This is a genomic window from Mycoplasmopsis ciconiae, assembly GCF_036350065.1.
Classification (GTDB): Bacteria; Bacillota_I; Bacilli_A; order Mycoplasmatales; family Metamycoplasmataceae; genus Mycoplasmopsis; species Mycoplasmopsis ciconiae.
The window spans coordinates 120,433-143,030 of the sequence record NZ_JAZDWZ010000001.1; the positions used below are offsets into that span (position 1 = coordinate 120,433).

Annotated in this window: 21 protein-coding genes, 1 rRNA gene and 1 other RNA gene; 15 read left to right on the plus strand and 8 right to left on the minus strand. The window is 27.7% G+C overall.

The window, feature by feature from the left end; all coding sequences use genetic code 4:
- Nucleotides 1-15 precede the first annotated feature (15 nt).
- A complete protein-coding gene (locus V2E24_RS00425) occupies nucleotides 16-807 on the minus strand; it encodes a hypothetical protein (RefSeq protein WP_330500458.1) in 792 nt (263 codons plus the stop codon).
- A 47-nt stretch (nucleotides 808-854) separates the two neighbouring features.
- A complete protein-coding gene (gene topA, locus V2E24_RS00430) occupies nucleotides 855-2,711 on the minus strand; it encodes a type I DNA topoisomerase (protein WP_330500459.1) in 1,857 nt (618 codons plus the stop codon).
- A gap of 246 nt (nucleotides 2,712-2,957) precedes the next feature.
- On the opposite strand from topA, the gene rpsF reads away from it, so the two are divergent.
- Genes rpsF through rpsR form a run of 3 tightly spaced genes read left to right on the plus strand, consistent with a single transcriptional unit; the run spans nucleotide 2,958 to nucleotide 4,201 of the window.
- Nucleotides 2,958-3,326 carry a 30S ribosomal protein S6 gene (gene rpsF / locus V2E24_RS00435; RefSeq protein WP_330500460.1) on the plus strand — a complete coding sequence of 123 codons (369 nt, stop codon included), beginning with the start codon at nucleotides 2,958-2,960 and terminating at the stop codon, nucleotides 3,324-3,326.
- 18 nt (nucleotides 3,327-3,344) lie between these two features.
- Complete coding sequence (locus V2E24_RS00440; protein WP_330500461.1) at nucleotides 3,345-3,926, plus strand: single-stranded DNA-binding protein; 582 nt, start codon at nucleotides 3,345-3,347, stop codon at nucleotides 3,924-3,926.
- 17 nt (nucleotides 3,927-3,943) lie between these two features.
- Nucleotides 3,944-4,201: a 30S ribosomal protein S18 gene (gene rpsR / locus V2E24_RS00445; RefSeq protein WP_330500462.1), complete on the plus strand. Its 258-nt coding sequence runs from the start codon at nucleotides 3,944-3,946 to the stop codon at nucleotides 4,199-4,201.
- A 49-nt stretch (nucleotides 4,202-4,250) separates the two neighbouring features.
- Here the strand turns inward: rpsR and V2E24_RS00450 are convergent, their stop codons facing one another.
- Both V2E24_RS00450 and V2E24_RS00455 read right to left on the minus strand, forming a co-directional pair.
- Complete coding sequence (locus V2E24_RS00450; protein ID WP_330500463.1) at nucleotides 4,251-4,964, minus strand: hypothetical protein; 714 nt, start codon at nucleotides 4,962-4,964, stop codon at nucleotides 4,251-4,253.
- A gap of 79 nt (nucleotides 4,965-5,043) precedes the next feature.
- Nucleotides 5,044-6,111 carry an ion transporter gene (locus V2E24_RS00455; protein ID WP_330500464.1) on the minus strand — a complete coding sequence of 356 codons (1,068 nt, stop codon included), beginning with the start codon at nucleotides 6,109-6,111 and terminating at the stop codon, nucleotides 5,044-5,046.
- A gap of 107 nt (nucleotides 6,112-6,218) precedes the next feature.
- On the opposite strand from V2E24_RS00455, the gene rrf reads away from it, so the two are divergent.
- A 5S ribosomal RNA gene (gene rrf / locus V2E24_RS00460) occupies nucleotides 6,219-6,324 on the plus strand.
- Between the two features lie 150 nt (nucleotides 6,325-6,474).
- Entirely contained in the window at nucleotides 6,475-6,945 is a 471-nt protein-coding gene (gene msrA / locus V2E24_RS00465; protein WP_330500465.1) for a peptide-methionine (S)-S-oxide reductase MsrA, read from the plus strand.
- Between the two features lie 180 nt (nucleotides 6,946-7,125).
- On the opposite strand, the gene V2E24_RS00470 is transcribed toward msrA, so the two are convergent.
- Both V2E24_RS00470 and V2E24_RS00475 read right to left on the minus strand, forming a co-directional pair.
- Nucleotides 7,126-8,319, minus strand: coding sequence for an MAG0480 family ComEC-like protein (locus V2E24_RS00470; protein ID WP_330500466.1), 1,194 nt, complete (start codon nucleotides 8,317-8,319; stop codon nucleotides 7,126-7,128).
- Nucleotides 8,320-8,456: 137 nt separating this feature from the next.
- Nucleotides 8,457-8,963, minus strand: coding sequence for an MAG0490 family ComEA-like DNA-binding protein (locus tag V2E24_RS00475; RefSeq protein WP_330500467.1), 507 nt, complete (start codon nucleotides 8,961-8,963; stop codon nucleotides 8,457-8,459).
- 75 nt (nucleotides 8,964-9,038) lie between these two features.
- On the opposite strand from V2E24_RS00475, the gene rnpB reads away from it, so the two are divergent.
- From rnpB to rpmA, 8 genes are all read left to right on the plus strand, one after another.
- Nucleotides 9,039-9,314: RNase P RNA component class B (gene rnpB / locus V2E24_RS00480), an RNA gene on the plus strand.
- Nucleotides 9,315-9,515: 201 nt separating this feature from the next.
- Nucleotides 9,516-9,947, plus strand: coding sequence for a division/cell wall cluster transcriptional repressor MraZ (locus tag V2E24_RS00485; RefSeq protein ID WP_330500468.1), 432 nt, complete (start codon nucleotides 9,516-9,518; stop codon nucleotides 9,945-9,947).
- Between the two features lies 1 nt (nucleotide 9,948).
- The gene (rsmH, locus tag V2E24_RS00490; protein ID WP_330500469.1) at nucleotides 9,949-10,851 is read left to right on the plus strand and encodes a 16S rRNA (cytosine(1402)-N(4))-methyltransferase RsmH; all 903 of its coding nucleotides are present in this window, start codon (nucleotides 9,949-9,951) and stop codon (nucleotides 10,849-10,851) included.
- Between the two features lie 614 nt (nucleotides 10,852-11,465).
- On the plus strand, nucleotides 11,466-12,698 hold the full coding sequence (gene ftsZ, locus V2E24_RS00495; protein ID WP_330500470.1) for a cell division protein FtsZ: 1,233 nt from the start codon (nucleotides 11,466-11,468) through the stop codon (nucleotides 12,696-12,698).
- Nucleotides 12,699-12,829: 131 nt separating this feature from the next.
- Nucleotides 12,830-13,504 (plus strand): 16S rRNA (uracil(1498)-N(3))-methyltransferase, encoded by a 675-nt coding sequence (locus tag V2E24_RS00500; protein ID WP_330500471.1) that lies wholly within the window; start codon nucleotides 12,830-12,832, stop codon nucleotides 13,502-13,504.
- Between the two features lie 2 nt (nucleotides 13,505-13,506).
- Nucleotides 13,507-13,878, plus strand: a complete 372-nt coding sequence (locus tag V2E24_RS00505) for a hypothetical protein (RefSeq protein ID WP_330500472.1) — start codon at nucleotides 13,507-13,509, stop codon at nucleotides 13,876-13,878.
- 165 nt (nucleotides 13,879-14,043) lie between these two features.
- Nucleotides 14,044-14,343 carry a 50S ribosomal protein L21 gene (rplU, locus tag V2E24_RS00510; RefSeq protein WP_330500473.1) on the plus strand — a complete coding sequence of 100 codons (300 nt, stop codon included), beginning with the start codon at nucleotides 14,044-14,046 and terminating at the stop codon, nucleotides 14,341-14,343.
- A 7-nt stretch (nucleotides 14,344-14,350) separates the two neighbouring features.
- On the plus strand, nucleotides 14,351-14,611 hold the full coding sequence (rpmA, locus tag V2E24_RS00515) for a 50S ribosomal protein L27 (protein WP_330500474.1): 261 nt from the start codon (nucleotides 14,351-14,353) through the stop codon (nucleotides 14,609-14,611).
- 18 nt (nucleotides 14,612-14,629) lie between these two features.
- On the opposite strand, the gene V2E24_RS00520 is transcribed toward rpmA, so the two are convergent.
- Nucleotides 14,630-15,370, minus strand: coding sequence for an LOG family protein (locus V2E24_RS00520; protein WP_330500475.1), 741 nt, complete (start codon nucleotides 15,368-15,370; stop codon nucleotides 14,630-14,632).
- 248 nt (nucleotides 15,371-15,618) lie between these two features.
- Between V2E24_RS00520 and V2E24_RS00525 the strand changes: the two genes are divergently transcribed.
- The gene (locus V2E24_RS00525) at nucleotides 15,619-16,656 is read left to right on the plus strand and encodes a 2-hydroxyacid dehydrogenase (RefSeq protein WP_330500476.1); all 1,038 of its coding nucleotides are present in this window, start codon (nucleotides 15,619-15,621) and stop codon (nucleotides 16,654-16,656) included.
- Nucleotides 16,657-16,675: 19 nt separating this feature from the next.
- On the plus strand, nucleotides 16,676-17,620 hold the full coding sequence (locus V2E24_RS00530; RefSeq protein ID WP_330500477.1) for an aquaporin: 945 nt from the start codon (nucleotides 16,676-16,678) through the stop codon (nucleotides 17,618-17,620).
- Between the two features lie 88 nt (nucleotides 17,621-17,708).
- Here the strand turns inward: V2E24_RS00530 and V2E24_RS00535 are convergent, their stop codons facing one another.
- A complete protein-coding gene (locus V2E24_RS00535; RefSeq protein ID WP_330500478.1) occupies nucleotides 17,709-22,262 on the minus strand; it encodes a transglutaminase domain-containing protein in 4,554 nt (1,517 codons plus the stop codon).
- Nucleotides 22,263-22,598 lie beyond the last annotated feature (336 nt).

Consider the following 22,598-nt stretch of genomic DNA (forward strand, 5'->3'; position numbering starts at 1 on the left):
AGATGTATTCGTGTTTTATTTTTGCTTTTTAGTTATATCCCATTGATAAACAACTTTAGAAAGAAAAACATAATCGGCTGTTTTATAATTTTTACCTTGGACAATTAAATCCAAAATATTTATATAATCTTGATATTTCTTATTAAGATCACTTATGATATTACTTAATTGCAATTGATTTGGTAATTCTAAAGAAAGATTTTCTCTAAAATTAAGCGCAAAATTATATAAAGCATTCGAATAATAATTCAAAAACATTTTGTATTGTTCAGTTACATCAATATAAGCATTTTTTTGCTCTTCACTTAAATTGGCAAAGTAGTTTTGTTTTTGTTTGATGATAATTTCGGCATTATTTAAATTAGATTTTATTTCGCTAAAAGAACGATTAAAATTACCCATTATCAAAAAGTATACACCATAAAATTGATTAACAAATTCTGCATCAGTGATTTCTTTTTGTTTTAATAATTCAGGCACTATTATTTCTTTTATTAATTGATTATTAGCTTGTAATAAAGCCGAATATCTTAAATAATCATCAGCAGCAACTTGAGTGTAAGCTTCCAAATTTCTTATACCTGGTGCAGAATTTTTAATAAAGTAATTCATAGAAAAAAGCAAATATTTAAGTTTTGGGTTGTTTTGTTTTTGAAGATCATCTCTTATTTGTTCGAATTTATCCAACAATTCTATTGTGTTTTGTTTAAAATCATAAGTTTGACACGAACTAACCATTAATGGCGCACTTGCAACAAAAAATCCACTAAAAGCAGCACATAAATATTTTTTAATACTGTTTTTCATAACTTTAATTTTATCAAAAAAAATATCGCATAGCGATATTGTTAAAACTAAGCTGTTGCATTAATATTAGAATCATTTTGTTCTTTTTTTGTATCAATACTTCTAGTGTATTTACAATTTGGGAATCCAGTACATGCGATAAATTTTTGACGTTTTTTGTTGTATCTTATGATTAATTGTTTTTGACACTCAGGACACAATTCATCCAATAACTCTTGTTTTAGGCTAGTTTGTTGCATTGTTTCTTTAGCTGTTTCAAGCGTAATTGTAAAACGATCTCAAAACTCTTGCATTACATTTTTATAATTTATTTTATTTTCAGAAATATCATCTAATTCTTGTTCGACTTTAGCGGTATATTCTTCGTTAATGATATCTTGGAATGAAGTAATTAATTTATCTAAAACATTTATACCAAATTCTGTAGGAACTAACTGAGAACCCTCATTTTTGACGTATAAACGATCCTTAATTATCTTAACTGTAGTAGCAAATGTCGAAGGGCGACCAACTTTAATATTGTCCAAAGCTTCAATTAAACTACCTTCTGTATATCTTGGTGCAGGTTTAGTTTGATGATCTGAAAAAACAAATTCTTCAACATCAACAACTTGCTCCAATGTGTAATTAGGATCTTTTAAATCTTGTTCTTTTTCGCTTTCAATAACATAATACCCATCAAATTTAACAGAGCTAAAACTGTTTTTAAAAACATATTCTCCATTTTTGTATGTATATGTTTTGTTAATTCTAATTGGTTGTGTGATGAGTGATTGCATTGTCACATTGTAAATAAGACGATAAATTTTAAATTCGTTATCAGTCATTTCAGGATATTTTGCCTTGGCTAAAATAGGAGTTAAATTAATGTCTGTAGGTCTTATAGCCTCATGCGCATCTTGATCTCCACTAATACCATTTATTTTAGTGGCTACATATTCTTTTCCTCATTTTTGTTCAATATATTTTTGAGCAGTATTAATAAAACTTTGACTCATTCTTGTGCTATCGGTTCTAGGATATGAAATTAATCCACCTTCTCCGTAACCTTCATAAAGTTTTTGGGCTGCTATTTGAGTTGAAATTGAGCTCAAAGGACTCCTTTTATATAAAACAGCTTGTTTAAAAGGCGTAACACTAGCAACTTTTCTTTCACTTATTTTTATATCTACAACTTTTAAATTTTTATTAGCGCTTTCAAAATATTTTTTAATATCTTCAATTTCATTTGGCAGAATTCAATCTTTTTTATCTGAAGGATTTTTTTCATTAATATAGTAAGCAGAAATTTCATTTTCTTTACTAATTAATGCATTCAAACGATAAAATTCTTCAGGAACGAAACTTTGGATTTCTCTTTCGCGATCTACAACTAATTTCAAAGCAATTGATTGTACTCTACCTGCACTAGGATTTGTAGGAGTGTTTTTCATTTTTTGTTTCATTAATTGGCTCAATCTAAATCCGATAATTCTATCAAGCATTCTACGAGACTTTTGAGCATTAACTAATGATTCATCAATTAAACCAGCCTTATCAATTGAGTTTAAAATTGCTTCCTTAGTTATTTCGTTGTATTTGATTCTTTTATATTTATCTTCAACTTTAAGATATTTGACTAAGTTATCACCAATAGCTTCCCCTTCACGATCAGGGTCAGTTGCTATATAAACTAATTCAGCTTGCGAAGCTAATTTCTTTAGTTTTTTAACCAATTCTCCCTTACCTCTTTCAAGAGAATATTGGGGTTCTCAATTTTCTAAATCTATTCCTAAACCATATTGACCAGAAGTTTTCAATTTAACAATATGACCTACACTAGATTCAACTATATAATCATTTCCTAAATACTTTTGAATAGCCTTAACTTTGTTTGGCGACTCAACTATAACGAGTTTTTGCATACTAATTAATTTACCACTTTTTTAAATAAAAATAAAAATAAAATTTCTAGCCAAATTCTTTATTTTTAAATATAAAAATAAAATAAAAAAATTCTAAAAAGCCCAATATTACTTAAAAATAGGAGTTTTAAATAACTAAATAAAAATACCTAATTTTTAAAATAAGTTTATAATAAAAAAGAGTATTTACTACTCCTTGGTTACTAATAAAAATCTGAGTAACCCTGAGTCCATAGGGAGGAAAAAATGGCAAAATACGAAATTATGATGATCGTTGACCCTAAAGCTGACGTTTCACTTGCTACAAACTTATTAACAGAAGTTTTTGGTGAAGGTGTTAAAAAAGCTGAAAAATTAGAGTTAAACGAATTAGCTTTTGAAATTAACAAATCAAAACACGCTCAATATGTTTTAGCAGAAGTTGAAGCTGCAAGTAACACAATTGCTGAATTTACACGTAAAACAAATATCATCAAAGGTATTTGAAGAAAAATGGTTATTAATTTAGATTCTGAAAAAGGTTTTTCAAAATCTTCTAAAAGAACTGCACGTAAATCAAAAAAAGAAACTACTAAAAAACCTCTTCGTACAAAAGAAGCACAAGTTTCTAAATAATTTATAAGGAGCATTTAGATGAATAAAGTTTTTTTAATTGGTAGAACAACTCAAGAAGTTCGTTTTACTCAACTTAATAACGGGGTTTCTCTGGCTAGAGTGACTTTGGCAGTTGAGAGAGATACTCAAACTGAGCAAACAGATTTTATTCCGTTGGTAGCTTGAAGAAATACAGCTTTATATTTAAATAATGCCGTAAGAAGAGGAACTTTAATTGCTGTTGAAGGTTCTTTAACTTCAAGTACATATAAAAATAAGGATAATCTTTTGGTTACCAGTTATGATGTAACAATTGATAGATTAAGAATTTTAGAACCCAAAGCTGTTGTAGATCAAAGGGTCCCAAATCCTAATTCATTCACACCTACTACTCCAAATTTTAGTAAAAATAATTTTAATAAAGAACAACCAAGTTCAAATAATTTTACTAACCCCTCACAAGTTAATAATAAAACAAATTCATCTTCAAATAATTCTTATAACGTTGTCGATTTATCAGCTATTAAAAGCGATGATGATGACGATTTCAGTATAATCGATCGTCTAAGCCAACAAAAATCAGATATTTTTGGTGGGATGGATGAAATCGATAAAGAATAAAAATTTAAGGAGAAAAAATGGCTTTTATTAAAAACAAAAAAGGTTTTTCAAGTAGAAGAAAAGTTTGTGAATTTTGTGAAAACAAACAAGATTATGTAGATTACAAAAACACAGATTTATTAAAAAGATACGTAAATGCAACAGGACAAATTAAACCATCAGGTGCTACAGGTACATGTGCTCGTCACCAACGTCGTGTAACAACAGCAATTAAAAGAGCTAGAGAAATGGCTTTAATTCCATATACAATTGTTCGTGTTCGTACACAAAAATAATTTCAATATTTACAATAAATAAAAGTTGATTCAACAGAATCAACTTTTATTATTTTGTTTTCATGTAAATGTTATTTTCATTTAAGAATTTAACTAAATTATTTATTTGTAAATCATCCAAAACAAGTGTAGGTATTGTTAAGATATCGGTTTTTATTTTATCTTTAGCCAATACGTAAAAATCAGTATTATTCTCAATATTTACTAATTGCTTTTGAAGAACAACAACTTTTGCAATTTGTCTTTGTTTGTTGTTTAGATTCAATTCTCTAGTTAAAAACTTTTCGATTTCGTTTAATCAATATAAATTAACATCATTGGAATATTTAAATTTGTTTTTATTGTTTTTAAAAGCTATTTTATAGTTAGATTTATTTAAAATTAAGCTAAAATCTTTAATGTTTTTGGGAGTTTTGACAAAATTAGAAAGTAAATACAGATGATTATTCTTTATATATATAAAAGGAATAAGCGAATGTTTATCTCTGGCATACTTGTTAAAAACTAAAATATTACTTAAAATTACTTCACCTTTTTCAATTTTATAATCTTTAATAAAATTTCTGGTTTGTTTATTAAATTTACCTATATCAGTCGCTCTCATTTTTTTAAAAGAAAATAAATAACGATAAATTATATATGTTATCAACAAAAATATTAGAACAACTAATATAAGTGATGAAATAATTATAAATGTGCTTGATTTAAAAAAATCCAGTGACTTTTCAAGTGTTTGAGAATTGCTAATATTATTAGATGACATATTTTTATTTTACCTTAATGCTAAATTATCGAAAAAAAATACGCAAAACGTAAAGCTTTTTGCGTATTTGACTTGCATATTATTCTTTATCTTGTGATTTGTGCTCTTGTGAACCAATGTTATTGTTTTGAAGTTCTTTTAATTCTTCTTGAATTTCTGCTTTTATATGTGAAGCCATTTCTTTTTTTTCTTTATTAGAAGAGGAGCTTCTAAATGTTTTTTTTGATTCGAAGGCTTTGTTCATTTCTGTTAAAACAGATCCGGCGATAACACCACTAGGAATTGCAAACAAGGCAATACCTAAAAGTGAAACAATAATAACTATCGTTTTTGATGTTTCCGCATGTGGAACAAAGTCACCGTAACCAATTGTTGTTAATGTTATTGTCGCAAAATAAATTGCGTTACCGAAATTATTTACAACATTAGAGTAATTATCATTTATATATTCATTTATTTTTTCTTCACTTGCACCAAACAAAACTTGTCCAGGTTTTTTCAATTGATCAATTGTTTGTTTAAGTCACTCTTGCTCGTTTCTTCAAATGATTAGTGCAAAAACAACTATTAAAATAAGTATAAATAAGAATATGTATGTTAGAATAACTCTCTGATCTCTAAAAACATTAATTAGTATTCTAAATGGCGCAAAGACTTTTAAAATAAGTATAAGTCTTACAACTCTAAAAAAAGTTATAGTTTTAAAATACGATATGGCTGTATTTTTGCTAAGTTCAGGATCAAAATATTCTAAAACGTGAATGCTAGGCAAAACGCAAAGCAATAAAATTATCCCAATTCCTGTAAAAGGAAATATTAAAAAGTTAAGCCAAAATCCTCTATCTTTGTTAGCTCTAAGAGGGAAGCTAATCCAGTGAAGTAAGTAATCAATAGAAAAAATAAAAAATGAGCTAATTGTAATAATTTTTAGTAATTTAATAACCATTTCATTATTTTTATCTTGAGTAGTTATTGCAAAGCTTGCAAAAGAAAAGATAACGGTAAATAAAATAATTACTAAATAAATGTTTCTTAATATTTTAATTAAGCGCTTATTTTTCTTAATTTTTTTATCGATATCGCTATCACTTGTTGATATAACACTAATAGCTTCTAAAACGTTTGAAAAGTATAATTTTTTAGTCATAATATTAACTCCGGTTAAATTATACCAAACCTTTAAATCATTATTTTTTAAAGAAATAAAAAAATAATTTTTTTCTTAACATTTTTTATTTTTCGTGCTAAAATAATATCGGTAGCAATAGCGAGAGGGAGCACCTGAATCCATTCCGAACTCAGTAGTTAAGCCTCTTAGTGCCGACGATAGCCGAAAGGTGAAAATAGGGAGCTGCTTTTTTTATTTCTTTTTAAGCATACATTTTAGATGTATGCTTTTGTTTTATCGATATTAAAAAATAAAAAAAGTTTATTTTTTGCCGTTTTTTAATCGTATATTTAAGTTTTTAATATAATTAGCATATTATTTTTATTTTATGATTGGAGAACGATGAAAAGAATATATTTAGCAGGCGGGTGCTTTTGAGGCGTTCAAGGTTATTTTAAAACAATAAAGGGTGTTAGATTCACAAGTGTAGGTTACGCTAATTCTCAAATAGAAAACCCTACATACGAACAAGTTAAGTTTCAAATAACTCACGCAGTAGAAACAACCGAAGTATATTTTGATGAGTCTGTGATTTCTTTAAGTGAAATTGTTCAAAAATTACTTGATGTTATCGATCCTACAGCTTTAAATTATCAAGATGTTGACTACGGAAGTCAATATAGAAATGGTGTTTATTTTGAAATTTCTAGTGATGAAGAAATTATTAAAGATGTTTTAAAAACTGAACAGAAAAAATATTCTAAAGCAATTGTTACAGAAGTAATGAAATTACAAAATTATTATTTAGCAGAAGAGTACCATCAAGATTATAGTGACAAACACCCTGATGTAGCTTGTCACATTAAATTTTAAAAATTTTAAAAATTTTAAAAATAACGAATTTTACTAAAAAAATTCCCTTCCTTAAAATTTTAGTGTATAATATACACAATGCGTTCATAAATGAACGGTCATGATGCGCAAAGCATCAGCTCATGGAACAAATTAGTTCGTTTCGACGAAATAATTAAAAAGGAATTTTTAGAAGAGTCATTAGACTCTTTTTTTATTTTTATACACTGTTCAGTTTTTAAGATATACAAAATATGAAGATATTCACATAAAGCAATAAAACAAATAAAAACTAATAAAATATTGAATTTTATTATTTCACTCAATAAAAATAGAGTAATCTACAGCTAAATCCAATATCTTTTCAATTAAAGAGTAATAAAAATTATTGAATCAATACCAATAAAAAGTAAAAAACGTAATTAAAATACTTAATTCAACTATTGGGCTAAAAATTAAAATATACAAAAAGGCCAACGCGTTAATTTTTGTGTTTATACTTAAGGTTATAAAAAGTGATGTAATATACAATATTACTGAAGAATATAAATAAAAAAGTCATTTTCACTTTATAAAAATCGACCAAGATTTTTGTTGATTGACTAATAAAATAACGAAAGTTATTCCAAAACTATAATAAAATCCAACTTTATATATCCCATAAGGGTTGAATAATAAATACACTAGAGCAATGATAAAAACGCTAATAATTTTTTGGGTAAATAATTTATTATTATTAAATTTGTTGTGCAATAGAATATTGCTCACAAAGATAAAACAAATAGCTCTAAAAGACGCAACATTTTTATAAACAAAAATATAATAAATAAAAACAATAATAAAAGCAACTCAATTAGCCTTAAATACCTTAATTTTTTTCATGATAAAATAAATAAAAGAAAAAAGAATGTTAAAATGAAAACCGCTAACAACAATCAAATGAACAATATTTAGATCCTTAGCTTTAGAAATTAAGTCACTTTCGTGTCCGTATCCAAAAATTAGCGCAAATAAGTATTTTTTATAAATATTTGGCGCGTTAATAAAAAACTCATCTAGATACCTTTTTACGTTGAAAAAAGTACCTATTTTCACAGAAGTGTCAACATTTATAAAAGCAACTATCTTATTTGCGTAGTAATTGCTTATGTATTGTGATTTTATTGTGCTTATATATCCGTTTATTTTATAAAAATAACCTACTTTAAACTCATCTGTACTATCTTTGATTAAATACATTTTGTTATTCATTCACACATATTTATTATTATCAATAGCTTGATAAACGTAAACGTTTTGATTTTGTACTTTTGAAGATTCAGCTACATTAAAATAAAGCGTGTTTCATAAAAAATAGAGCAAAACAATACCAATAAAAGCAACAAGATAAATCAAATTAGACTTGTTTATTAAAACGTAAAAAATTAATAACAAAAACAAACTAGCAATGGCCACACTTAAATAAGTGTTCCAATTTTTAATATTATTTATTACATAAAGTGAAATTACAATGCACACAAGTGTATGTATATTTATAAATCAAGAATTAAAAATTCTTTTAATTTTTCAATCGTTTTTATTCCAATTCCTTTGATTTGCGCTAAATCACTTCATGTTAAATTCCTTTTAATATTTTTGTTTTTAAAATCAATAATTAGCTTTGCGTATTTATTTTGAATATCAAAAATTGTTAGCTGTTGTACATCTTTTAATGAACTCCACTTAATTTTGACTTTTCTATAAGGTATATATATTTCACTGTTTGTAGGTGCATAGTCATCTAAAGTAAAAATTTCAATTTTGGCGTCAGAACCAACGCCAATTTTGTGAAATAACTCTCTATATGTAAGTTTTTTAGTAGATTTTATATTTTCGTTAGCAAAAACAGCACCACTCACTTTATAAACAAATTGATTTTCATTTTTTTGTTTAATATCTAAATTAATTTTTTTATCAGTGTTAGTTTGAATAAACAAAAAAATTATTGAGCTAATTATTATAAAAATTCCAATCAGAAGTAATTTGATTATTTTCTTCATATTAATATCTATATAAAAAGTTAAAAATAAACTAAAAATGGACTTTTTTTGGACTAAAAATGTTTATAATTAATTAGCATCGGCTAACAGCTGGTGTATTTAATACACTAGAGGAAACTCCGAACTAGCACTTGCTGAGATGCAAGTAGTGATCGTGCTAAATCTAATAAATTTAGGCCCAGACGACTAGTGCCACAGAGACGAGAATTGTGAAACGCGGTAAACTCCACGAGCTAGAAACAAAAATTATGGTATTGGAATCAAGTTAGTAGGAATTGAACCAAAGCTTGGAGCTTTTGCGTGGCAAAAGTTAGATAAATTGTTAGCTATTACAGAAATCGGGTTATAGATGCAAAAAGCGAAGTAATTCGCTTTTTTATTTTCTAATACATTCTGAACACAAAAATTTTATTAGCGAATTTCGTAAAAATTAAAAAAAGAAGATTAAATTAAAAAAATATGCAAAAACTACCATACATAAAATTTTTTAGAAATTTTGTTAAAAAAAAGTGGGGGAAAGTGTAGAATTATGGTGGATAGTGGGAGTAATTAATGTTTGGAACCATAGAAAGAAAGTTGGATGACAAAAATAGAGTTATCTTACCTCCTGTTTTTAGAGATTCTCTAGGTTCAACCTTTTTCATCACCGTTGGGTTTGATGGAAATGCAGAACTTAGAAGTGAAGATAACTTTAATAAATATGTTGCCGAAATCGAAAGCAAAAGCATGTTCGATAAAAATGCCAGAATTTTGAGAAGATCAATTTTGGGAAGAGCAACTCAAATCCAACTTGACTCTCAAGGAAGATTCTTGGTTCCTAAAAATATTATTGACTTAACTTCTATCCAAAAAAATGTTGTCTTTGTTGGAGTGGGGTCCTTTGTTGAGTTCTGAGCTAAAGAAGCTTACGATTCTCAAAGTGAATTAAACGATGGAGACTTAATAGCTAACATTGCACAAAAACTTTCAGGAATTAATAATTAGTATGAATCAACCGCACTATTCAGTCCTATTAAACGAAACCGTTGAGAGCCTAGGAATTAGGCCCGATGGAGTTTATGTGGATTTAACTTTAGGAATGGGTGGTCATTCGTCAGAAATTCTTAAGAAGTTAAATGATAAAGGTCTACTAATAGGTTTTGATAAGGACCAATATGCTCTCACAAGAAGTAGAGAGCGTCTAAGTCAAATATCCGACAATTTTAAATTAATTAAAAGTGATTTCAAAGATATACAATCTCAGTTGTTTAAAATGGGTATAACTAAAGTAGATGGTATCATTGCCGATTTAGGTTTTAGTTCTCCACAAGTTGATAATCCAGAAAGAGGATTTAGCTACAATAAAGACGCAAAGTTGGATATGAGGATGGATACAAGCCAAACCTTGACTGCTGATTATGTCGTAAATAATTACACTGTTGAAGAGTTAGCGAAAATATTTCACGATTATGCTGATGTAAAGCTTGCAATGCAAGTTGCGAAGGCTATCGAGAAATCTCGCCCAATTCATACAACTATGCAATTGGTCGACGTAATCAAAAGTGCATATCCAGCTGCTCTATTAAGGGCAAAAAACCCTGCTAAAGCGGTTTTTCAAGCTATTCGTATTGAAGTCAATAACGAAATAGAATCTCTTAAGCAGATGCTCAATGACGCTTTAAATCTTTTAAACGATAAAGGTGTTTTAAGTGTCATAACCTTTCATTCTTTAGAAGATAGAATTGTTAAAAATTTTTTTGGTGATCTTATAAAGGATAAAATTCCTGCTAAGATGCCAATAATTACTCAAAAACATTACATTGCAAAGCAAATTAAACCTTCTAAAAAAGAATTAGAAGAAAACAAAAGATCTCGAAGTGCAAAACTAAGAGTTCTTAAAAAAATCTAGTTATTCAAAAATATAATAATTTCTAAATATCGCTACTTTAGTGCTAAACATCAGTCTATATTTAAATTTTATTTATTTTTAAACTATAAAATAAGTATAAACTTATATATCAAATTAACTTTGTACATTTGATTACATAAAATTAAGAACACCACAATAAATAAACATAACAAAATTTCAAAAGCTGATTAATCATTATTTTTATAAATTTATCGACTGCGCAATACTTAAAAAATATTAATTTTGTTTGCTAATATAAATTATTTAAATGTTTGATAATTGGAGAGTAATTTAAAATGTGGGTACATTTTAGATTCCACTTGTTAAATAAAGAGAATAATAAATATTTATTGTTTAAAAAATTTTTAGTAATGACCAAAAAACACGTGGTGGTGTTGTTGGTTATAAATAATTTAAAAAACCAATTTAAATTATCTTTTTATTATATGAGGGTGGTGCCTTAGTAATAAATAAAAATTTTGAGACCAAACATAATTATTTATTTTTTATCTATACGTAGAAAAATAAATTTTATAAAATTTAGTTGATTAGGCCCAATCTAGAAATACCTAATTTAGATTAGTTTAAATACCAAATTAAACAGGAGGAAAATTATGAGTTTTGAACCACAAAATGATTTACTAAGTAAACCAAGTAATGAATCTACAGACAAAGCTACACAAATAGCTAACCAAAATAGTGCTAATATTAACTTAAAAGTTATTGGGGTTGGGGGTGCTGGGAATAACGCCATCGCAATGCTTGAAAGTAATAAGTTCCAAAATGTAGAGTTCATTGTAGCAAATACCGACGCTCAAGCTTTGTTTACAAACAAATGTAAAAACCAGATTGCATTAGGTAAAGAATCAAGAGGTTTAGGAGCTGGTAGCGATCCTCAAATAGGTGCTAAAAGAGCTCAAGAGAGTTTACGTGATGTTGAAGAAAAAATCAAAGGTGCTGATGTGGTAATCATCGCTGCTGGTTTTGGTGGTGGAACAGGTACAGGAGCTTCTCCAATTATTGCTGAAGCTGCTAAAAATGCAGGGGCATTAACTATTGCCATTGTTACAACACCATTCTTAATTGAAGGTAAAAAACGTACAAAAGCTGCATTAGAAGGAATTGAGAGACTTAAAACCAAAGTCGATTCTTATATCGTAGTTTCTAATGAAAAATTACTTGATAATTACGGAGACGTCCCAGTCGAAGATACATTTTTATACTCAAACTTATATTTAAAAAACATTATTGTTGCTATCCATGATGTCCTATACCGTGTAGGTAAAATTAATATAGACTATGCTGATGTTAGAAAAGTTTTAGATAATGCTGGACTAACATTAGTTGGACTAGGTAAAGCCTCAGGTAAAGATAGAGCAGTTAAGGCTGTACAAAAAGCTTTTGACAACAATCTTTACTCAACAGAAATTACTGGAGCTGAAAGATTCTTGATTAACATTCAATATGACAAGACAGCTACATTAAATGAAGTTAGAATGGCTATCAATAAAGTAAATGAAATTTTAAATAAAGACCCAGATGTGGAAGATGAAATTATTATTGGACAAGAAACATTAGATACTGAAGAAGATATTTTCCAAGTATCAATTATTGCTGGTAAAGTTATTGAGAAAAAGGCTAAAAAGGAAAATCCAGTTATTCAGGAACTTAACAATGAGTTAGTTCAAGAACAACCAATGATTAGTGTTCCAACAAAAGAAGAAGTTAAAAACTTTGATAATCAAGAACCAATCATTGAAAAAAGTGCAACAAAAGAATTAAATGACATTCTAGAACTAGACATGAATGAATCTATCACAGAAGATGATACTTCAAATTGATTTTAATTATAGGTCGATGTCTTAGAAGAACTTTAAAATTAATTTACAGTTCAAATTTTTGAGATAAATTCATATATCAAGCAAACCACTTAAAAGGTTTGCTTTTTTTCTTTTTATATTTGTTTATAATAAATACTATGAATAGATTTTTTGCCATTGACAAAAGTGATAAGCACTTAATTTTTAATGAAAAAACTCACAAACATTTTAAAGTTTTAAGACTACAAAATAAAAAAATAATTGGTGTTTATGATCAAAAATTTTATGAGTGCGTAGTTGAGGGAAACTTAGGATTAATTATCAGTCAAATAGATGAAAATCATGAATATAATTTTGATGTTGTTCTTGCGGCAAGTGTAATTAAAATAGATAGATTTGAATGAATGTTAGAAAAAGCTACAGAGATGGGTGTAACAAGGATAATTCCGGTCGTTTCTCAACATTGTGATAGTGAAATTGTTAAATATAAATTTAACAAAAAAATTGATCGTTTTAAAGAAATTTTACTTAACGCTGCAGAACAGTCATTTCGTAATAAAGTCCCTACTTTAAGTGAATTAACACCTTTTGAAGAAGTGTTAAAAATTGACGCTAACTTTAAAATAATGGCGCATGAAAAATCAACTATAAATATAAATTCATTGCAACAAATAAATGATAATGTGTTATTTTTAGTTGGTCCAGAAGGTGGTTTTAGCGATAAAGAAGTTTCTAAAGCTTTAGAAAATAACTTTGAAGTAGTGTTATTAGGTAAAAGAATTTTAAGAGCAGAAAGCGCTTCAATTTATTTACTAGCTCAGCTAAAGGATTAATTATGAAAAAACAAACAAATGATAATAGTGATTTTATTACATATGGCGAGTATCGTAATTTATTCATTATTAAAGTCAAAAATGAAATTACAAACGAAAAAAATAAACTAGAAAAAATAAAAAAGCAAACAGAATACACAAAAAGAAAACTACACATTAATCAACTTGAGCGATTATTAGAAGAGCTTACAACTAAAAAAATCGCTAATAAGCATTTACATGATAATAAGAAGAAATTTAATGAAATAATTAAAAAAGAAAAAAGAAGAAGAAATAAACTTTTACACTCTATTGCATTTGCTTTAGTTTTGTTACTTCTATTAACTTCTATTGTTATTGTTATTTTGCTAGGAGTAAAGGTTTTTCAAAAATAAAACTTAATTTTTCGCCTATAAAACAAGGCTAAACAAAAACATTTTTTTACTTTCATTATTTTTAAAAAATACTATAATTAAAACGTTACTCTAAGTAACCGTTCGGAAAAGGTTTTAAAAGCTTTGCTACCTTAACGACGAGCCACATTTATTGGAGGTATAGCAATGGTTGCTATTATCGAAACAGGTGGGAAACAACTTTTAGTTAAAGAAGACCAAACAATTTTTGTTGAAAAACTTCAAGGAAACGAAGGTGACGAAGTAAAATTTGATAAAGTTTTACTTATCGATGACAAAATTGGTCGTCCATATTTAGAAAACGCTATCGTAACAGGTGTTATCGAAAAACAAGGTAAATCAAGAAAAATCGTAGTTTACCGTCACAACGCAAAATCAACACACAAAAGAAAATTAGGTCACAGACAACCTTATACACGTGTTAAAATTACAGGAATTCAGGGGTAATTAGAAAATGGCACACACCAAAGCCGGTGGATCTACCCGTAACGGTCGTGATTCACACAGTAAGAGACTAGGTGCTAAGTTAGGTGATGGACAATTCGCTACAGCAGGTTCAATCATCTACCGTCAAAGAGGAACCAAAATTTTCCCAGGTGTTAATGTTATGCGTGGTGGTGATGACACATTATTTACTGTTATTGATGGATACGTTAAATATGAAACTAGAAGAAACAGAAAATATGCTTCTGTTTACCCAACAAAACAAAACTAAGAGTTTATTTTATTAATTTTAAATAACTTGCGAAAGCGGGTTATTTTTTATATTTATTATTTTAGAAAAATTTGTGACTAAGCTAGCTCCATTATCTAGTAAATAATTATTAGCGTCATCTAAATTATTACTAGGGAAACAATAAACTTGTTTATCAAAATCTAAAAATACGTTTGCTAAATTTATTGTTTTGTATTTCTGCTCAGAACCCATTATTATTAAAGCATCACTAATGGCTGCAGCAACTTTAATATGCTCAGCAAAATATTCTTTTTTAGGGTGTGTTGTTATAGGATATTGGCTAATGTATAAATTTTTGTCGTCTCAATCATTAATAAAAGACAGCGGAGTAACTTTCACGAAAATCAACTTAGGATTTTCAAAACTTTCGCTAATTTTTTTAATGTGCGGAACATAATCCAAAATAATTAAACTAATGTTTTCATCGAATTTATCTTTAGCCAAATCTAAATAAGAATCTGCTGTTTTATTTTCGCTAATTAACAATAGTGACGTCTGCTTAAGTAATTTTAAATCACCCTTGTAATATAAAACATATGGAGGATATTTATAATGCAACAGTATTTTTGGGTATTCCTCATCTAACATTGTTACGTAGTTTATTTTAAGATCGTTATATTGTTTTTTTAGTTGATCAATTTTTAAATAGTCAATATCATGATTATTTATAAGCGCCTTGTGTATATTGTATGTATTGCCTTTGAAAATGTTTGAATAATATAAAAGGATATCTCTCATAGTAAAACCTCATATATATCTGTGTTTTTTTGATCTTTGTTTCAGAAAGTAAACTTTTTTGAGACTATTTTTAAATTTTTTAATAAAAAGTTAAAAAATTACTTGAAAAATACACATTTTTTCTATTTTTCTAATTAGAAAAAATTCCACCTTTTATTAATAACACAAATATAAAAGCTACCTTTAAAAAATCCTTTTAATATAATTGAAAAGATATTATTATTAGTTAACATTTTCAAGGGGGAGAGATGAGGATAGCTTTTTTTGATGCTAAAGAATATGATAAAAAATACTTTGATAAAGTAAATAATAATCGCCATGAAATTGTTTATTTTGAAGAAAATTTAACAATTGATAATGCTTATTTAGTAGAAGGATTTGATGCAGTTTGTGCTTTTGTTAACACATCAGGTGATAAATTCGTTTTAGAATTATTAGCTAAATATAATGTTAAATTCTGATTACAAAGATCAATGGGTTACAACAAAGTAGATCTTAAAAAAGCTAAAGAATTAGGAATTGAAGTTTTTAGAGTTCCTAATTATTCAGCTGAAAGTGTAGCTGAATTTGCTTTATCTGCAATGATGGCGCTTAATAGAAAAATTATTGAAGCTAATTTACGTGTTAAAAATTATAATTTTTCACTTAATAATTTAGATGGTGTTTCTGTAAGCGGTTCAACTGTTGGAGTTATTGGGGCAGGAAAAATTGGTCAATGTTTTATTAAGATTGTTGAAGCTATGGGAGCTAAAGTTTTAGTTTTTGATACCTTCAACGAAATTAACAATCCTGATTTAGCTAAACAAATGAATTTTGAGTATGTTTCTTTAACAACATTACTTAAAAATAGTGATTTTATCAGTTTACACGCTCCACTATTACCTTCAACAAGATATGTTTTAGATTTAGATGCTGTTAATATGATGAAAAAAGGTGTTATCATCGTAAATACAGCCAGAGGTGAATTGATGGACATCAAAGCAATGATTTATGGTTTAGAAAATAATATTATTGCCGGTTTAGCTAGCGACGTTCTCGAAAGAGAAGAAGGTAGATTTTATCAAGATATTTCAAACAAAATTGAAGAATACAAAGAAATTGATCCTGAATGAAGAACTTTAATTGAAATGGATAATGTTTTAATAACATCTCATCAAGCATTTTTAACAAATGTGGCCTTAACTCAAATTGCTACAATCACTTTAAATAATGCTGATGACGCACAAAAAGGTGACTTTTCTAAAGCTTTAAAACTTTTAGATAAAGGTCGCGTTTTAAATGGTTAGTTAAACAAGAGAGAAAAAAATGGACAATCAAAAAATGGAAGTGAAGCACAGTGTTTTTGAGTTTTTCAAATACAAAAAAGAAGATAGAAAATATGCTCAAGAACCAAATGCTAAAAAATATTGATACATTCACGCTTTAAGCGAAATTATCGGAACTGTGTTCTTATGTTTAGGTTTGGCAGGTTTAAGTATTTATGTTAAAGGTCAACAAATTGAACACTTATTTTTAATTCATAATGTTATTGTTGGTTTCTTTGCTGGATTCATTATTGTTGGTTTATGTTTATTTATCTTTTTACGTTACAGTTGTGATTTAAATCCTGCAGTTACACTGTTAAGATGAATGAATGGAACAAATACAACTAAATATGCATTGATGAAAATAGCGATGCAAATTGTTGGTTTAGTTTTAGCTGTTGGTATTATTTATGGAATTGGTTCAGCTACTACTAATGCCAATGATTTAGTAAATAACCCAATTCAAGCGCTTAAATCAACAGAAAAATTATTCGAAAATTTCCAACCAATCTCACATAACGCAAAATTAGTTACAGGTGGATTCTTAATTTTCTTTATCGAATTAGTTATGACAGCAATTTTATTATTCCCTATTTTTTCACCAAACATCAACAACAAATACCGTGACTTAATGATTTTATTCATTATTTCAATGAGTGTGTGAATGGGAATTTTAGGTGGAACAGCTGCGATTAATCCAGTTAGAGGATTAGCACAACAATTACCTACTTTAGTTTTCCAAAATAACTTATTAGCAAATAAACAAATTTTAGAATCTGTTATTATCGGAACAGTAGCTATGGTTTTAGGTGATACTTTAGCACCAGTGTTTTATTTATTCGTGCAAGGAATCACACAAAAATATGTTAATCCTTTTATTGTAAATACAATTAAATTTAAAAATAACAGAAACGAACACATGAGAGATTTTTCTGACGAACAATAATACAAGAGAGTAAAAGACTAGGCGATCGCCTAGTTTTTTGTTTTTGAAAACAAAAAACATGCTTTTATTATTAGCATGTTTTTTAGAATTATCATCTTTTGTTCAAAATTATATCTTGAGCTTTTTTGAATTTATCAACGTCCATTATCGCTTGATCTCTACCGATTTGGTAGATTAAGTTTGAATAGTAATAATTACCTTGATATTTATAAATAATTACGTAAATACCGTTTTTATTTAAGTCTTTTAATTCAAAATATCCTTTTCTTGAATGTAAATCGTTTATTTGTTCAATAACTCCATCTTCATCAACAAAAAACACTTTAGCATCACTTCATAAATCACTTGGTGCTTCATACGCTACTACATAATTATCTTCGTCGTTATATTCATCTCTGTTGGTTGCAAAATATACTGGTCTAAATTTATTTTTTTCTAATGTAAAACCAAATTTACCAAAATCTTGTGGTTTTGAATAATCGCCAGCATTATATTTTGTTGTAAATGTATTGCTTCTTAAAGTATCATTACCAACATTAATAGAATAATACCATTCTACGTCTTGTTTTAAGTTGATTTGGTGCTCTGTAAGAGCTTTTTTTCTAACTATTAAATCATGCATTTTATCTGATAAAAGTTTAAATTGAGTATCACCAGGTCTTTTATAATAAACGCTAAAAATGGCTGAATTGTAATTTTGACTAAATAAGTTTGAAAAATCACCTAAAACGAAATTTCTAAATGATAAATAATTATTCATTTCTCAATCGCTAACTCACATAATTGGATTTTGTAAGTTTAAGTATATGTTTTTGCTTGATGTTGCAAAATTATCACTAACGAATTCTTCGTATTTGTTTTCAAAATCATTAACATCCACATTTTCAAGAGATTTAAAGAAGTTGTCTTTGACCTCTTTGGTTAATCTATTTGCGCCTTCACCTTCTCTAAATGTATTAACAAAAAACTTGAATTTTTGAATTTCTAATTTTCTGTTTTCTGCGTCATTGCTAATAGCACGTTTAAAGTCGTTTAATATATCTTGTGGTATATCAACACTTAAAGCTTTATTATCTTCTCAAGTTTGTTGTTTTATATATTCGATTTTTGTGTATTGTTTATTAAAACTAAAATCATGAATTGGATAATGGACATTAGCGTCGGTTAAGGTTATCACTTTATGATAACTAGGATCAAAACCTTGGTTATTTATTTTAAATACATGTACTTTTCTATCACTACTTTGAAGATTTTGCACTCCCATCATAAGCACAAAATCATAATATTGGAACATTAAAGGTTTACTAAATGTTTTATCGTTATAGGTAGGATTGTTCCCTTTTAAAACGTTTTTAACATTTTCAGGCAAGGTATTTGTTATATCTTTTGGAGTTGTATCGTTAATACTTGAAGAGGCTGAAAACATTTGAAAATCACTTGTACGTGAGTTTTTATTCATGAATAATCATCTACCATTAACGAATATCTGGTTAGAAAAATCTGTACCCTTTGGTTTATTTGAATCTGATAAATAGCTATTATCTATATAACTTCAAGAATCTTTAGAATAGTAGTTTTCTACCTTTTTACCTTCTTTTATCAATTGCTCTTCATCTTGGATTGGAGTTGTTCACACAAGCCCTAAAAATCTATTATTTGTATATTGTTGACCATAATAATTATCAACAGGTTTATATAAATCGTTTTTATCAAACGGAGACATTAAGAAAGCTTTTTTCCATTTTTTGTCACCAGTTGGATATGAAACGTTTCTACCTGTAAATTGAGCTGTACCTATAATTCTTCACTCGTCTCCATATTCTTCAGCTAAGTCACTGTTTTTATTAGATCCTCATGAAGGTTCATAAAGTGTTGCGTTACCACCATAATCATTTCATGTTGAATCTGATGAGTATCATTTAGCTGTTCCATCAATATTCAATTTTACTCATGCAACCTCATGTGGTCCTTGAACGTTTGGGTTAGCTACAGTACCACTGTTAATAAATATAGAAGGAATTCCTAAAATATTTAAAGCTTCCATTAACGCAGCTGCGTAATCAGCACAAACACCATTTTGGAAGTAGTGTGAATAAGGGTTTGAAGAACCTCCGTAAGCTATATTACTTATGACATATTTATATACAGCTAAAAATTTATCTAAATCGGTCATTCCTGGTCTGATTTGGCTAAATAGACCTTTATAATAAGTTTCCAATCCTTTTCTTCTTTCGCCTGGTTGAAATGCTTGGTTAATATAAATACCTCTAAATATTCTTGAAACATATATTTCACGATTATTTATATAATCTTTATTATTATAGATTTTTGAGCCAACGTTATTTAAATCGTTTTCAGGAGTATCAGGAACAACAGATGAACTTATAGGGTCACTTATTTGTGAGTTGTTTTCTTTAACAGCAAATCTGTATGTACCGTTAGATCCAGATAAATAAGGGTGATCTATTCATTTTTCAGTCATTCATTTTAAAAGAGCATCAGCAACCATATTTGAACTAATTTTTCTTAGCCCGAATGTAGCCCCTGAATATAATTCATAGTTCATAATATCGAACATATTAACTAAGTCATCTATAGTTATGTCTTTATCGTCTTTTCAAGGAAGAGGAACGTTACCGTAGCGAATTAAAATTTCTCTATTTTTGGTTTTTTGTTTTGTTATTCTGTTTTTTAATTTTCTTTCGGCGTTTTCTGGATAGAAATAATCTCTACCTTCAACAGCTTGTAAAAGGTTACCTTGTCCAAAGAATTGCTCGTTTTGGTTAAATTTAACACTTTCTTTAATCGGGATAACAGCATCAAGTTGTTTTGATAAAAATTCTTTTGTTTTTTGAATATTAGCATCCTCAACAAAATCAAAATTAATTTGGCCATTTGAATCTACTAATTTTTTTAATTCATCTTTATAAAGAACACTATTTTCACTATTTATTTGGTTAGAATTTCTTTCTCTTTGTTCAGCTTGTTTTTTAGCTTCTTCTGCCGCTTTTTGACGCTCAGCTTCTCTTTGTTTTTCTTCTTGAGCTAATCTTTCTTTTTCGGCTTGTTCTTGAGCCTTTCTTTTTTCTTCTTCTGCTTTTTGACGTTCTAATTCTTGTTGTCTTTGAGCTTCTTCAGCTTCTTTTCTAAGTTTTTCTTCTTGCTCACGTTTTTTAGCTTCTTCAGCTTCTTTTTGTTCTTTTGCTAATCTTTCTTTTTCAGCTTGTTCTTGGGCTTTTCTTTTTTCTTCCTCTGCTTTTTGACGTTCTAATTCTTGTTGTCTTTGAGCTTCTTCTGCTTGTCTTTGTTTTTCTTGCTCTTCAGCTTCTTTTCTAAGTTTTTCTTCTTGCTCACGTTTTTTAGCTTCTTCGACTTCTTTTTTCTCTCTTGCTAATCTTTCGTTTTCTTCTTGTTCAGCTCTTTGACGTTCTAATTCTTGCTGTCTTTGAGCTTCTTCTTTAGCAGCTTTTTCACGTTCTAATTTTTCTTGTCTTTCGCGTTCAGCTTCTTTATCTCTTTCTTCTTGAGCTAATCTTTCTTTTTCGGCTTGTTCTTGAGCTTTTCGTTTTTCTTCCTCTGCTTTTTGACGTTCTAATTCTTGTTGTTTTCTAATTTCTTCTTGTTCACGTTTTTTAGCTTCTTCTGCTTGTCTTTGTTTTTCTTGTTCTTCTCTTTCTCTTTGTTCTCTTGCTAATCTTTCTCTTTCTTCAGCTTCTTTTCTAAGTTTTTCTTCTTGAATTTGATTTTTTAATTTAGAAATAGAGTCATTTAATTTAGAAATTTGTGAATCATAATTGATTTTAGATTCATTCATTTTAATATTATTGGAATTTGCATCGTTAAAATCTGACTTTAAATGAGCATTTTCTTCGTTTAAATTTTTAACATTTTCTTGCATTTTTAAAATGTTATTTTTTGTGTCTTCAATATTTTTAGATAAGTTATTAATTTGTTTTGAGAGATCGTCAATTTGCGCACTTTTTAATTTTAGGTTTTGATCCATTTGCGCTTTATTTTGAATCATTAAATCAAGTTCGTTATTTTTTAATAATAAATCGTCATTAGCTTCGCTCATTTGTTTTTCAAGTTCTTTGATAAATTTTGGATCTTTTTGAGCTTTCTTAGTAATTTCAATTCTTTTTCTAAGATTTTCAACTAATTTTTTAGCTTCATCTCTTGTTTTGGTTTTTTCTTCTAATTCTAAAGAAATGGTATTGATTTTAGCGTCTAAATCATTTTTTTGAGTTTGTAAAACTTCTACCATTTGACTATTGTTGTTTAAGGAACTTTGATCAGAGGTCATTTTATTATTGAGATCTTCAATTTGTTTGTTAACTAAAGAGATTTCTTCATTTTTTAAAGAAATCATTTTATTTAATTGCTCTGCTAAGTTTTGATTTGTGATGATTTTTTCATCATTAGCTTTTTTTAATTCTTTAACTTGATTAACAATTTTTTCTTTAGCAGATAAAACATCGTTTAATTGATTTTGTAGTAATGAATTTTGTTTATCTAATGATTGATTTTTATCATTCATTTGTTTGTTTAAATCATCATCATTTTTAGCACATGAAGTTGCTGCAATTAAAGATGCTGATAACGCAAGTGCAGGTAAAACTTTTTTGATTTTTTTGAATTTCATAATGACCTCTTTTATTTTGTGTAAATAATATAATCTTGTAAATTAATTATACTATTTAACAAAAAAATTATTTTTTAGCAAAAATAAGTGATTTAAATAACTTTTTTACTTTTTAAACTATAAAATAGGCTAAAAAGTTAGTTTTCAAAATCATTTATAAGCAAAAATAAAAATAGTTTCATTTTAGAAAAATCAGATTCAGCACAATTATGGAAAATTTTTACCACATTTGTACATAAAAAATTATAAAAAGACAATTTTTGCACTTAATTTATACCGAAAAAGAACTTTTTGTATATTTAAACAAATAAAAAACCATAGATATGAATCTATGGC